Source organism: Cupriavidus oxalaticus, assembly GCF_038900635.1.
Taxonomy (GTDB): Bacteria; Pseudomonadota; Gammaproteobacteria; order Burkholderiales; family Burkholderiaceae; genus Cupriavidus; species Cupriavidus oxalaticus_B.
The window spans coordinates 37,694-51,031 of sequence record NZ_JAYMRX010000030.1; the positions used below are offsets into that span (position 1 = coordinate 37,694).

Below are 13,338 nucleotides of genomic sequence, written 5' to 3' on the forward strand. Positions count from 1 at the left end.
CAAAGAGCGAGCACAGGCTAACTTCCTGTTGGATCTCGTGTTTTCGCAGGACCGTCCCAACCCCGAAACGATCCGGATCGGACGCAGGAAGGTGCGCCTCCAACAGCTAAGGTCCGAGTTGAACGCCGCACGCGCCCGTGTCGAGGCACACTTTGATCAGCCGACCATGAGCCCAGACGCTGTCCGCCGGCGTATTAGCTCACTTCCAGAGTCAGATGTCGAGTTGCCTTTCGACGCGATGACGGGGAAGCGTCGGTAGCTAGCATCGGATGGAATTTGCTCATTAAGTTTGCTCAAGATCAGCCGCGCGCAGTCTGCTGCAGCAGGGGATCGCTCCTCGACGGCCACCATTGCGATGATAGTTTTCTGGTCTATCGTGTGGCGCCAAGTCAAGTAGCCGAGAATGCCGTCGTCGCTTCGTGCGACGTAGCGCCGGCTCGTCTGCCTGGAGCCGTCTACCGTTGCCCATTCCGCTAATTGTTGTGATGGCGGGACGTTCCATTTAGACAGCATGGCTCTGATGTCTGCGTCGTCCGTGTGCAGGGCTTCGTTAAATGCCAAGACCCGATCAGGTTCCGTTCCATACGCTGTGATTTCGACGGGGTGTGGCTCTTGAAGAGTGAACGCTGAAGGAGATAGAACATCAATTCCATACCGGTCTCGTAGATCAGCAGCCGCGCCTAAAATAGTTGCATCACTTGTTACGAGGCCCTCCAGACCATGGGAGATCGCAGTGGCCAGATGCTTTAGATCGGATCTATCGTTAGGGGTAAGTGCGTTGCGTTGGCTTCGTTCGCGAAATACGAGTGTTTCGAGTTCCTTGGTGAGCTGTTTGGAGTCTTCCTCAAGTACCGGGTATGCAGGCAAGATCGATGCGAAATCTTGCATGGGGTCGGTCTTTCCCGCAGGGCAGGATCTTGCCAGTTCGTTACGAATCTCGGAGCTGATAGCCAGGCTACATACTTGCATTCGCTCCGCGCGAAATAAGTTGACGACATCATTGCGTCGCTGTCTTCTAGGGCCTAGATCGAACAAGACGTTCATATCCAAGAGATAAGTAGGCTTACCAGTCCCTGCAGCGAAGCCGAGACCAAGTGGATTCATTGAATTGATTCCGCTTGCCCCAAAAAGTTGTGGTGAGGCCAGCTCATGGTTCCGTACCACGATCATGCGCCTCTGCTTACCGCGGCTGGCTCCCCCCGGCTCAACCCGCTGAACATGGAAATTTTGTGCTTCCCAAAACCGATTGGATTCGGACAAATCTTCCGCCACACGCGCTTCGATTGAGACGTATTGAAGATCTGTCAGATGCTGTTTGAGCCTTTCAACAAGCTTTTTACCTAACCCTATGCCTCGGAAGGCTGGGGCAACAAAGACTTGGAGAATCTTCGCTCTTGGCTGTCTAAGGTCAAAGAGAAGGTGTCCCGCGTACTGATGCTCGTCGCCATTTCCATTTGCCGCGACAAAGAGGTTTCCTTTGGTCGCGTACTCCAGATAGACCGGACTAGGGAAAAATCCGAGCGCATCCTTGTCCGAGTCGGCCGCGCTTCTAACGCTCTCAACGAATGGAACGACATCCTGTCGCTGAGTCAGTATCGATACGCTCCTCTGCAAGTTGTCCATGACCTTTGTTGTGTTTGAGTTGTCGGCGCGTGGAGTGTACCGGCACTAGTAACCACCAGAACTAGATCGAGGGCCAGTTGACTGACCGTCGCCTGCCCTTACACTGTACGAATATACAGCACTAGGGCATGTTTGGTGTCGAGATTCATTCAACCTTGAACTGACTAGCACACGGACACGCCGTTTCCGGGCAAGTGATTAATTGAACGTTGTACCGTTGGTTCGCATAACCTTGAACCTTCTGCACTCCGATTCACTTAACTTTGAACTATGTGAGGAATGGCAAAGCGCCGCTGCGCGCGTCATCTCCGCTGGACACAAGCAATGATGCGCCATCGCTCATTGAATCGCCCGGGGGAATCGATGATCGGGACCGGTCGGCAGAATCCGATGCTTTTGGGTCATTCAACTGCTCAGCCTAGAGCGCCCCTTCGCTCGTAATCCTGCATTCAATGATGTAAGCGAACACAGGCGTGGTTCTGAAGGTTTGAGAGTCTTAGCCTTTTTTTCCCAAGTAGGTGGTCGCCGCAAAAAGCATCCCGTGCATCAGAACATCTAATTTCTCTATATCCTGCGTCAGAATCGTCGCGTCCGCGTCGTTCTCCATCGTATCCCCGTGGGCAATCCGATGCCTCCTTTGCGTAACTTCCTCTATATAAGTGTGCCAAAGCGACGTATTCGCTCCCTTCTGCGAACCTCTCGCATTTTTGAAGTCGAACGCGTAGGCTGCGGGGACGCCTCTGTAGGGATAGTGATATACAAGAGAGCGGAAGCGGCGCAAGTCCCGCCGTATTAGATGCGTAGAGTTTGCATCATTCTTGAAGACGTTTTCAAGCTTGGAGTTCTTCATCGAGCCAAGAACAGAAGGTACACCCAGCTTTGCCAATGCGGCATCTATCACGTCTGGTCCGGCATTCCTATTTTTATTTTCTTTATAAGTAAAAGCTTGCAAATCGATGTTGACAGAATTGGCAGAGAAAAATGCAATGAGCTGTGTAATTCGTGCATTAATCTCTTCCGACGGCACTCCCTCATAGAAAGCGATTTTTTCGCAAAAACTTCGCTTCAGAGCTTCTGGCATTCCGCTAAACGATTTTAGATAATAGTTTAGATCTGTAGAAATGCTCTTAGATAAATCCTTTAAAAAACCTTCTAGATGAGATGCAAGCAAAACCGAGCATGCGCGGCAGAGAGTGTTGAATGACTCTTCGCTACGTGTTTGCTCATTCTCCGCTAGTCGCGTAAGACGCGACAGTTCTTCGATTCTGCCTGGGATTGAGCAGGCTACCGCGAAAACAGCCGTGCTCATGAGGCGAGATACTCGGCAAACATAGAAATTCTCTTAGAGACCTTGGCTGAATCGTTGACGCTGCCCGAGATTGCATCAACGAAAGGGGGCTGCGAAAACAAAATTAACCTGGCGTCACTCAGTTTAGCGGCAAGCTCGTCCTTTCGTGCTTGTAACTCCGTGAGTGGTACGGTCGAAGCTAAGCCAATGGCGACTGCGTCATAAACCGCTGCATTAAAGTTCGACATTTTCTTCATGGTTCCGGAGTCATTGCGCCATTTAGAGAAAGCTTGAGGCCCCATTACCTCAAGGAGGAATTCCATGTATCCCTCGAACTGTTGCGCGCGCGCCTCAATCTCCGCGTCATCAAGTTTGTTAAGCTCGTTTTGACTAACGGTCAAGAATTCCTTAAAGCCCTTCTTTATTTTTTCGTGTCCTTCATATTTCAACGCAAAGAAACGGAGAACGAGCTCGACGTCCTCCATTTTCTTAACTTTAGCGCTTTCGTCCGGTGACTTATCATCTACCTGAATCAATCGCCGAAAATATGATTTCTTCGCCAGATTCTTGAGTACGTCGTTGAACGGCCCTCTGGCCGTAACATTCCGCAGCTCTTGGGACTCAAGCCTTATTGAGCCCGTATTCAGTCTTTCGAAGATATCGAATTTGACCTGCGCATCTACCGTCGAGTCTATGCGAAGGCACTTGATTGTTCGCTCTTCCAGTCGCCTTGTAAGGAACGGCGGAAGGTCTTTGTAATAAGCGCCATTTAGCTCAGATAATGTCTCAAGTCCTTCCAACGACAGCTTGTTTTTCATGAATTCGAAGATCGCGGTAAGACGCTGCTGGCCGTCGATAACCGTGTATCTCGCGCCGTTCGTGGCTTCTTCATCGACGTCCACATCCTGTGAAATAAAGACAATGGGAATCGGGATGTTGAGAATCAGGCTTTCAATAAGACGTGACGACGTTTCAGCACTCCACCGATGACGCCGTTGATAATCCGGGTCAAGCTTTATTGTCTTTTGCTCGATGCGTTTAATGAGAGTTTCCAAATCGTATTCAACGTTCTGCGTTTTTACGGTTCGCTCGCGTGCCTTTTGCTGGATAGTATCGAGGCTAAACTTTAGGTTCGTCACTTTGATCTTCCGAAAACAGAATTTTAAATTCTTATTGTGTTGCAATGCGTTAGCTTACATCATAATCTGGAACGGTTATATTTCGTGGTCGCGTCGCTCCTGGGACGAGGAAGTACGGCACCAGTGGAGGTCGAAGGCTACCCTTTGGTCATCCCCGCGCCAGAGCGGACCGGTCGTTTGAGTAGCGGCTTCGTGTGTGGGGCCGAGCGGCAGCACTTGACCGGAATCCGCCGCAGAGAAGAGGTCCGCGCGCACTATGCTGATGGAGTCCCGTCGTTCAATCAGGCCGACATCCCATAGCGCAGCAGCCAAGCGATTAGCGCTCGATGCGTACGCTGTGCAGCGACCGCGTCGCGCAGAGCTGAGCCGCCAACAGTCGCAAAGCCTGCTCGGCGTCGCGGCCCTGAGTACGTAACATCTGTGCCAATGCAATCTGGGTGCCGCACGCGCGTCCGCCCCTCGTGAATGTGCTGGTCGGCCGGTCAGGTCGCGCCGCTCGCGTTCTAGGTTGAACCGGCTCACCATGTCCGCACCTCGTCCATTCCGTGCAGCGCCCGACATCCTTGTCAACCACAATGAGACATCTTGCGCTGTCCCCTTCCGAACGGGGCAATCACTCTATGGCTTGCGACCGTTCGACAGTGGCTCACTTGGGTCGGGAACCGATCCTCTACATGTCCGCGGCGAGTTTCGCAGGTATTGGTCTATCATTGATTCAGAAGCGATAGGTTCGAAGCCGCTTTTGAAACTCGTGACTCGCCAATTACGTAGGCATTATAAGATCCGTACATGACCGCAGCCATCTTCAACATTGGACCGGAACAAGTCATTATCGCCATGGACACACTCGCTATGTCGGGCGATACGGGCAATCCGTATTTCTTCACCACGAAGCTCTATCCTCTCCCGCACCTACAGGGTGTCATGTTTGCCACGGGGATAGGTGACCTTGCGACGAAATGGTTCGTCAAGCTTGAGCGCTTCTTGGCCCGAGATATCCACCACCTCGATCAGTACGTCACTCCGCCGCTACAAGAACTCGGTATGGAGTTCAACCTTAGTGAGGCGCAAACTACTACGATTTATCACATTGGCTACTCCGAAGCGGAGTCTCGATACGTGGGTTTTGCCTATCGGTCCACCAACTCATTCAGGTCCGAGCGCCTTGAGTACGGCCTCCGCACAAAACCTGGCATTCCAGATGCTTCTGTAAATTCATTCCCAAGCGACTTCATACGCCTCATGGAAGCTCAGCGCACCAATGACGCTGCCGTGCCGTTAAGCGAACGAGTATTCATAGGGGGGGAAATACAGGCTCTGATCTTGGCGAACAGGTCCATGACGATACAGACGATTCATCGATTCAGTGACTATGAAGCTCTGTTTCAAAGAATGTGCGATGGGCTGCCAGCTAACAAGACGTAACGACCCAACGCTTCCATCGAGAGGGTCGCCAAAAGTCGCAACGCCTGCTCCGCGTCCTGGACGTCAGTGTACGTAACACCCGTACCAGTATAATCTGGTGCCGCACGCGCGGTCGCCCCTCGCGAATGTCTGGTCGGCTGCGGTTCAGCTCGCGCCGACTCGGGTTCCTGTTTAACCGGCTCACTTCGTCAGGGCGGCGTAATCATCTAGCGCCGCGCAAATGTTCTGTAGAAGTGGATGGAATCCCCTCCATTCAAGGTCTTCAGCCTGTTTTGCCACAAAATCGTATGCAAAACCGGCTTTGCCGATAGAGGTCGCGTCGCTGCTGTCTTTAGTAAAATCGAACGATTCCCCGTCCATACCTTTAGCTATGTCAGCGGGAGAAAACAGCTCTTCAATACTTTTCTCTGATGCACCACTGAGTGGGAGCGGAACAATATAGAGATTCCCAAACAGACGAACGAACGACTCGTGTCCTGTTATCTTCACAATATTCTTCACTTTGCTAAAGAAGTCCCTTCCTCCACTGTCATTGTCGACCACAAAAATAACTGGATATTTTCCTTTTGGCGCGCGAAATCTATGATATTCCGCCTGATAGTTTAATATCAAATTCCCTAGATTTGGCCCTCCGCCACTTCCTGCACCGAGTATTTGCACAGTGGAACAGTTCGGTAAGTACACGTTTTTCTTACGTTTGTGCTTGCGTGCATACTTCAAGAATCGAAAATTCAATACGTCAGCGCCTTCAGCATTCTTTGCTACGAGTTGCGGAAACGCGGATTTCGATTGATGAACAGCGTTGCTCAGATAAACAATATCAGTCTTACCTTCGCAGACGACCAGAGGAAGCGTATTCGAGAAAAATCGAGTGAAAAACAGAAAGCGTCGATAGAGTTCTAATGTTCCAGTGGGCTTCTTGGTATCTTTCTTTATATCCGGTTGCATTCCCGGATAGTTCTGAGGGTGTTGTTTTACATTCGTCCGAAAAACGCTGTCTACTGAATGAACGAAGCCTAACATCCCGTGAAGCTGTTCTCGCGTGCCATCGATCAGCGAAACTACGTCACCTAACTGTGAGCGCTCGACTTTCTTGATGGTGAATCTGTTGTGATTGATGAGCGAAAAGAGGTATGCACGCACGAGTCGTTTGTACTCGCTTGTAACATTGACTCTTTTGTTCACCACCAGACCAGTGACCTGTTGACGAGATGTCCTGTATTGCATCCTCGTCTTCTTTTCATTTACGGAAAAGCCGGACTTCTTAATTAGTCCAGCGAGCTGAATGCCCACATTCCAATTATGCTCGCTCGACTCGTTGCGCGTTGCAATGGCGGACGGAAAGGCTTTTTTGTTAGTAGAGAATGTGATGTCATCAGCATATCGTGTATAGACGCATCCGTTGTCCCGCGCGAGCCTGGACAAATGAAAGTCCAATACGGATGCGATCATATTCGAGATCACCGGTGAGCATGGGCCCCCTTGCGGCAGGTTCCCGTTGTGGCAGGCAATATGAGCGATCGTTGTAGCTACGTCCTTGTGAAACCCAAACTTCCTGTCCTTGATCAGCAAGCCGCGTATTCTTTTGCCTGTAATCGACGGAAAGAAATCTCACTTAACTTTGAACTATGACGAAATGGCAAAGCGCCGCTGCGGGCGTCCTCTCCGCTGGACACAGGCAAGGATGCTTGGGGATGCCATTGCTCAGTAAGCCGGCTTCAACTGACGGTGCATGCCCGGGTCGTTGCAAGAAACGTCGCGTGAAATTATGCTTGGGTTTACCGCTTGAAAGGCGTCCCACTTATGGCGATTTGAGCCGGACAGTCGTGCCTTCTCAAGCGGCTTCATGATGCGCGTTTAGTGATCGTTGCCTCACAAAGTCATCGTTACTCAGTGTCCTCCAGTATGGTTAGGCTAAGACGGCCTTCTCGGAAGGCTAATTCGCTCGGCGTTAGGAAAAGCGTTGCACATTGGAGCGTCAATGATTGATCTTAAATCGTTGGATGACGCCTCACCGCTCGAGGAGCAGCAGTTCTTTGCCGTCTTCGAAAGCATGATCGCCAACGATGATGGAGCAGAGGCGGAGCGCCACCTGATGGCAGGTCGTGCTATCTACATATCCGACCCGCGCTATCCTGGCCGCGCGGTACGTGAGCATCCAGATGGCAGGCATGAGCTGATGCGGCTGGAGCTAGCAAGCGGCCAGTTGGTGGTAGAGCGAGCCATCTGATTTGCCACTTCTAATAAGAGGGCAGTGCTGTGAAGGTGCTGGCTAGGAAGAGGTCGAGGACGCCGTGTCAGCAGTCCAACGAATGTTCTAGCGGCGCTGCCGGTGGATTTGCCCAGGAATGAAGTAGCATGGGGAACTGGTGAGTTTTGTGGGGAAAGCAAAATGGCTCGATCGAACAAAAAGCGTCCGTCTGGGAAGCTCTCGCCGTTTGCACAAGCGCGCGCGCAGGCCAACTTCCTGTTAGACATCGCTTTTTCGCCGGAACCGCCCAATTTCGAGGCAGTTCGCATCGGTCGCCGAACGATGCGTGTGGACGATGTGAGGACCGAGTTGAACGCAGCTCGTGCCCGCGTCGAGTCGCAGTTTGATCAGCCGTCCATGGGAGCAGACGCTATCCGCAATCGACTCAACGCCGCCGCGGAGGATGTCGAAAAGCCTTTCACGGTCATGGCCGGGAAATTGTAGGGAACCGGAATTGGCCGGACTGTGTACTCTGAGGAATAAGCGGCGGCACTTACGGAATGTCGTCTGGCTGGAGGTCCAAAAACCGTGTGGGTAAAGTTCATAGGAGCGTTCCTATATACTTCCCGGCCATAACGGAACGGGGGGGCGAAATGCTGCGGATGGCTGCTGCAGGTGTACTGGTAGGATTGCTGAGCGCTTGCGCCACGTCGCACGTGCCGCTCAGCGAAGCGAAGCCGGTCGCGGCCGACCGACTTTTCGCTTTGCAGCAGCAGGCGCCGGGCACCAGCAAGGTGATCGTCACGCGAGACAGCGGCGCCGGAGGCGGCGGCTGCGACTATGGCTTCTACGTGGACGGCCAATTGGCCGGCAAGCTCGCTACAAGCGAAACCGCGACTTTCTACGTGCCGCTCGGGGAGCGCCTGCTTGGCACTTCTATGGCCCGTGGCGCGGGCCTGTGCAGCTTCCACGGCGACCCGCCGAATGAGATCGCAGTGACGCTGCGGGCCGACCAGGCAAAGTACTTCCGGCTCGGCCACAACGGCGACAATGTTCCGTTCATCGCGCCCACGTCGCTCCGGTAGCTCCCCTAGACTAGAACGCGGATGGAACTCGTCGGCGGAGTGTCCAGAAATCAGCTTATGACGAACACGCGCCAACAGTGCGTAATGATCTCCGGCCAAGACACCATCATGTTTCGTGTCGAGCAACTCGATCTCGCCGAAACGGACGTTCGTGACGAGGCTCAGAATGACCGAAGCTGGCTTCGGACAACCCTCCCCCGAGAAGCTGCGATCCTCTCCGCTCGACCCTTCGCCGTCGGTCAGCTTGCTGCCGCTTGCGGCCGAAAGCTGACGCAATGCAGCCGTCGGATGCGTTCCAGGCCGAGCTTGGGCGATGTGCTCCACGTCGAGGTCCGACAGTTTGCCGGCGTGCAATAGGGCAGCTCGCTTTCCCACGCCACCACATCCGCCACGCAGTATGTGCCCATGGCATGCTCGACCTGAATGCGATTTTAAGGATTAACTTGGCATTTCCTTCTCACCTCTACGTGAGCGGCGCCTCTTCAGTCGCATAACTGGAGAGAAATTTGTCGACTTCCTCCAACTGACGCCTATAGTCGGTGTGGACGTAAGCGGATGCAGAGGCCAGGCTGGCAAGCCCAAGATTGGCCGCTATGATTTCGGCGGGCGTTCCAGCTTCGCCCGCGTGGCGGCCATGTGTATGCCGTAACCACTGCGCGCTAGCCCGGCGCAGTTGGGGGCCGCCGCTGGTGTCCGCTTTTGTGCTTGCATCAAACGCCCGCGTAAAGATGCTCTTATAGAGCGCAGCGACTGCGCCGTGGGTAAGCGGAGTCTCGCCTGACAGCGGGGCCAATAGCGGCGCTTCGGTCGGCCATGACGCAGGCGCGGCGCCTAGTCCGCGACTTTTTAGATATAAGAGCAATGCGTCGAAGAGCGCCGGGGGGAACGGCTCATACCGTACCCTTTGTCGCTTGCCCACTACCTTAAGCATCCAGGCACCCTGCTGCGTGCCATCGAGCGCGCAGTGCTGTAGGTCGCCCAGGCGAGCGCACGTGAGCTCGGCGAGGCGAAGGCCGGTACCATAGGCGAGCCATAGCGCGAATCGCGCACGCGGGCGAGCCTCCTCGGAAAGTGCAGCCAGGCCACGGTTCACAAGATCGCTCCACTGCTCGCGGCTCAGACTACGCTCCCTCGGATCCTTCACTGCGGCTTGAGGTTTTGGAACTCCATCAAACGGGTTGGTGTAAAGGTAGCGCTGACGCGCGAGCCAAGTGCACAGACTGCTAAGTATCGCAAATGTCGTGGCTTGGCTGGCCATTGAAAGCGGCCCGTCAAATGGACGCCAGTCAGCGTGCCAGCGCGGTATCCGTCGCGTGGTGATCCAGCGCTCGGATGGCTGCGGATCAGCGAGGAATTTGACATAGGCGGCCACATCGCCGGTCGTTAGTGATGACAGGGGCTTTCGTTGCTCAATGATTGCCCACTGGAGGAAGCGCTCCGCTTCTTTTCGCCGCGCACGCTGGGTGTGGGCGCTGATCCCTTCGAGACCTACCCAGAGTTGGATAGCGTCGTAGTCGTTGTTGGCGCCAATTCGGTTGAGTTCGGCTGGCGCGCGGTTGGAGCCGGCGGTGCCATCGAGCGCGGCCGGAGGCAGGTAGTATTCCAAGGGTGCCACGCCGGCGTTAGGGGTACGTTGTGCGGCCAATTCCGTCGGCGCAAGGCTGCGCTGGGGCCGACGCGCGACCAGTGTGAGGGGGCGCTCAATGGTGTCAGCATGCCGGTCTAGCCAGCAGACGAGGCGCTGAGCGGTTTTCTCGCCTAACCGTGGCACCCGCTTGAACCAGCGATACCCGTGCATATTGATGTAGTCGACTAACTCGGCCACCGTATTGAGGGAAACTTTCGCAAGTCGCTCTGCTACGCGCAGACCAATCCACTCGACCCAGCCGGCCAGTCGGTGCTGCGCTAAGGGTGCCTCGGCGAGCACCTTGGCCAATTCATTTAGGGCGGTGAACTGACGCCGACGTATGTCCGATTGTCGGCGGGTGCGTCGTACAGCGTCGCCTTCTTGCGAAATGGGGTCATACGCTTCGCGATAGCTGATAAGCAAATCCATTTCACTCAGTACGCCGTCCGGATCATAGCGCGCGCGGAATTCCTCCAATGTTGGTAGCCCTTTGGCCCCTGCCAGGGCGGCAGTTGAACCATGATGTGACTCGCGAAGCAGCTTCACTGCCTTGTGTCGCCCCAAGCGTGCTGCCGCCATGGAAAGCTCGTCACGAATGGCGCGCAGTGCCTCGCGGGGAGACGCGACCTCCGCCGGCCCCAAGTATCGGTCGACCAGTTCTTCGATTGGCAAGCCTTCTAGGTAACCGCGATAGACTGCGAAATGCTGCTGGCACAGCCTTCGTCGGGCGCCATTCGGTACGATGCTCGGTGGGACCTCATGGTCGCTCTCGCATTCGCCAGGCTGTTGTCCGTTACCATCCTCCAATTCCGTTGAGGCGACTGGTGGCAGAAGCGTATGAGCGGACATGTGGACTCCATCTCAGATTTTGGGTAATCGGTGCTGGACGGCAGGCTGTCAAAGACGATTTGCACTTTCACGCTGGGCGCCCTTGCCGAAGCGGGCTGGCATTCCAGCATGCCTCTAGCCATTGCGAACCGCGCGGTTTTCTACGCTTCCTCCCCACCCGGCAAAGGCTTGCGAATGTCACCTTCCTATTCCCTAGAAGATGGTAAGCGGTTACCAGCAGTGACATGAAGTAACTAAATCGATTTTGCTCCACGTATTCGCTACAAGAATCCTCAGTTGCAGTGGAGTCGGCGCGATACGATCTATAGAAATTGATATACGAATCGATTGTATATTCACCGTTGAATTCGTTCTTGCGTTCGATGTCGTAAGCCTCGGTGACTCTCCTTTCAAATTCAGCAGCGGTATAAGAGCGTTTTCGAGAAGCCCATGTGGCGAGCCAGTGCACTCTATATTCGTCGATTGCTGAGTGATTTTTCCGAAGCCATACAAGAAACTCCAACGGCACCGTCACATGAGGGCCGCGAAGAGCAAAGGATCCACTGCGTATCGCAGATAAGATCGCGTACTGCAGATTGATTTGGTTCTTGTCGATGACGATGTGGGAGCCGACCTGCCTAGCTTCCGCCATCATGGGTGACTTGCATTCAGCGCACTGGTCGATCCGCGGAAACTTTTTCCTGGCACGGTTCATCCACGACGTTGCGCATCGAAGGGGTGCACCGCAATGGGGGCATCCATGGAGCAAGCGCGTAAGGTGATCGGGGCAGACGATCCAGTCCCTGAGCCGCCAACCAATCCGTAAATATGGGATGGAGTCGCTAGCAAGGCACTCTGGGCAGTGTCGATAGGACGGTGCGTTCTCCGCGTCAAAAACCAGTAGATTCTTTAACGTTGGCTGCAATTGAACAGCACGAAACGTGTCAGACAGTTCGCGTAGACGCTTCGGTGAAACACAAGTGCCGGTTCCTATGCGATATACATGCTCATGCTCCGACGTGATATCCGGGTCACGGACCGGATTCATTCCGAGAGAGGTCACGAGACATCGGTAGGTTATGTCATGAAATTGACAGACACGAACAATCCAAGAGGAAGGGGACTCGTCGGGGAAAGGGTATGGAACGCTAAGAATGCTTCGGGATCGGGTCACGATGGTCCTCGAACAAGGAGAGCTGTCGATTCATCTCGATCAATCTGGGTATAAAGGGGGAGGCGGAGACCCCTTGTAGGCGGGAGGCAAGCAATGAGATCAGCGTAGCGTCCGCTGCTGTGCTGACGTCGTCGAAAAGACTGAGAAGGGCCTTGCCCACAAGCCGCATTCTTGTTGCAGTGTGCGAACCGGAGATTACAGCTGACAGTCGATCGTAGGCCCGGCACGCGACGACACTTGCATCGACGGTTTGTAGCCTTCGATTGGCACTACTCGGGTACTCATCGATCTGCAGATCGTCTAGGATCCCGAAAATCCAAACCAGGCGGACGAACGTATCGATGGTCACGTTTTCAAAGCCGCTCAGAGAAGTCGGCGCTTGCCCCGCCACCACACTAAGATGATCGGACGCCAGCAAGCTTTCGATTTGCCTGCTCACCGACAACTCCCGAAAGTCAGCTTGCCTCGCACCCTGGTGTTCTTCCGTTAGTTGTAGCCCGCATTCGCAAAGACCGATGCTTGGTCGTCGCCATAGGATCGGTCGCGAGCACACGCATCGATCAATGAGACGGACCTCGTGAGACACGCAGGACGTCAAGAGCGAAAGTGACCACGCTGCACGAGTCTGGCCATACCGTCCCACGCACACAGGGCATAGTTGGGGACGGGTCTGTCGCAGCTGATAGGTTTTCAAGAACAGCTGACCAAGGAAGTAGGCGGCTTGGCTACCGCTGCGGAAATGGCGAACGACAAAGGCATTGCGGAGTCGTTCTGGTCGACAGCCGAACATGAAAGCGATAACGTTGATTGAGCTCGCGGGGAGGGAAAGGTGACCTGGCGATGCGAGATGTCGTGCCAGGTCATGAAATGTGAGCCCATTCGCTGTCGCCATTCGTAAGGCGTATCCCATTCCATCCTCGCCGGGCGCGATGTCTTCCTGCTTAGGGAATGGATTCAT

General features: G+C 54.3%; 10 protein-coding genes and 3 pseudogenes. 4 read left to right on the forward strand and 9 right to left on the reverse strand.

What is annotated here, in order from left to right:
* Window positions 1-156: 156 nt before the first annotated feature.
* From VSR71_RS30770 to VSR71_RS30780, 3 genes are all read right to left on the reverse strand, one after another.
* On the reverse strand, window positions 157-1,623 hold the full coding sequence (locus VSR71_RS30770; RefSeq protein ID WP_342917343.1) for a GNAT family N-acetyltransferase: 1,467 nt from the start codon (window positions 1,621-1,623) through the stop codon (window positions 157-159).
* A 496-nt stretch (window positions 1,624-2,119) separates the two neighbouring features.
* A complete protein-coding gene (locus tag VSR71_RS30775; RefSeq protein ID WP_342917344.1) occupies window positions 2,120-2,932 on the reverse strand; it encodes a HEPN domain-containing protein in 813 nt (270 codons plus the stop codon).
* Window positions 2,929-4,050: a DUF262 domain-containing protein gene (locus tag VSR71_RS30780; RefSeq protein ID WP_342917345.1), complete on the reverse strand. Its 1,122-nt coding sequence runs from the start codon at window positions 4,048-4,050 to the stop codon at window positions 2,929-2,931. Before VSR71_RS30780 ends, VSR71_RS30775 begins: the two co-directional genes overlap by 4 nt.
* Window positions 4,051-4,839: 789 nt before the next feature.
* On the opposite strand from VSR71_RS30780, the gene VSR71_RS30785 reads away from it, so the two are divergent.
* Window positions 4,840-5,475 carry a hypothetical protein gene (locus VSR71_RS30785; RefSeq protein WP_342917346.1) on the forward strand — a complete coding sequence of 212 codons (636 nt, stop codon included), beginning with the start codon at window positions 4,840-4,842 and terminating at the stop codon, window positions 5,473-5,475.
* A 180-nt stretch (window positions 5,476-5,655) separates the two neighbouring features.
* On the opposite strand, the pseudogene VSR71_RS30790 reads toward VSR71_RS30785, so the two are convergent.
* Window positions 5,656-7,074: pseudogene (locus VSR71_RS30790) on the reverse strand (retron Ec67 family RNA-directed DNA polymerase/endonuclease); the annotation flags it as partial.
* A gap of 382 nt (window positions 7,075-7,456) precedes the next feature.
* On the opposite strand from VSR71_RS30790, the gene VSR71_RS30795 reads away from it, so the two are divergent.
* The 3 genes from VSR71_RS30795 (at window position 7,457) to VSR71_RS30805 (ending at window position 8,751) form a co-directional block, all read left to right on the forward strand.
* A complete protein-coding gene (locus VSR71_RS30795; RefSeq protein WP_342917347.1) occupies window positions 7,457-7,705 on the forward strand; it encodes a hypothetical protein in 249 nt (82 codons plus the stop codon).
* Window positions 7,706-7,867: 162 nt separating this feature from the next.
* The gene (locus VSR71_RS30800) at window positions 7,868-8,170 is read left to right on the forward strand and encodes a hypothetical protein (protein ID WP_342917348.1); all 303 of its coding nucleotides are present in this window, start codon (window positions 7,868-7,870) and stop codon (window positions 8,168-8,170) included.
* Window positions 8,171-8,319: 149 nt separating this feature from the next.
* Complete coding sequence (locus VSR71_RS30805) at window positions 8,320-8,751, forward strand: hypothetical protein (protein ID WP_342917349.1); 432 nt, start codon at window positions 8,320-8,322, stop codon at window positions 8,749-8,751.
* A gap of 463 nt (window positions 8,752-9,214) precedes the next feature.
* Here VSR71_RS30805 and VSR71_RS30810 read toward each other — a convergent pair whose 3' ends face one another.
* The 5 genes and pseudogenes from VSR71_RS30810 to VSR71_RS35420 all read right to left on the reverse strand — a co-directional run.
* Window positions 9,215-11,227, reverse strand: coding sequence for a phage integrase family protein (locus tag VSR71_RS30810; RefSeq protein WP_342917350.1), 2,013 nt, complete (start codon window positions 11,225-11,227; stop codon window positions 9,215-9,217).
* Between the two features lie 67 nt (window positions 11,228-11,294).
* Window positions 11,295-11,861 carry a hypothetical protein gene (locus tag VSR71_RS30815; RefSeq protein WP_342917351.1) on the reverse strand — a complete coding sequence of 189 codons (567 nt, stop codon included), beginning with the start codon at window positions 11,859-11,861 and terminating at the stop codon, window positions 11,295-11,297.
* 123 nt (window positions 11,862-11,984) lie between these two features.
* Window positions 11,985-12,380: pseudogene (locus tag VSR71_RS35415) on the reverse strand (TniQ family protein); the annotation flags it as partial.
* Window positions 12,355-12,819 (reverse strand): hypothetical protein, encoded by a 465-nt coding sequence (locus tag VSR71_RS30820; RefSeq protein ID WP_342917352.1) that lies wholly within the window; start codon window positions 12,817-12,819, stop codon window positions 12,355-12,357. The gene VSR71_RS30820 and the pseudogene VSR71_RS35415, both read right to left, overlap by 26 nt.
* A gap of 138 nt (window positions 12,820-12,957) precedes the next feature.
* A pseudogene (locus VSR71_RS35420) lies at window positions 12,958-13,338 on the reverse strand (TniQ family protein); the annotation flags it as partial.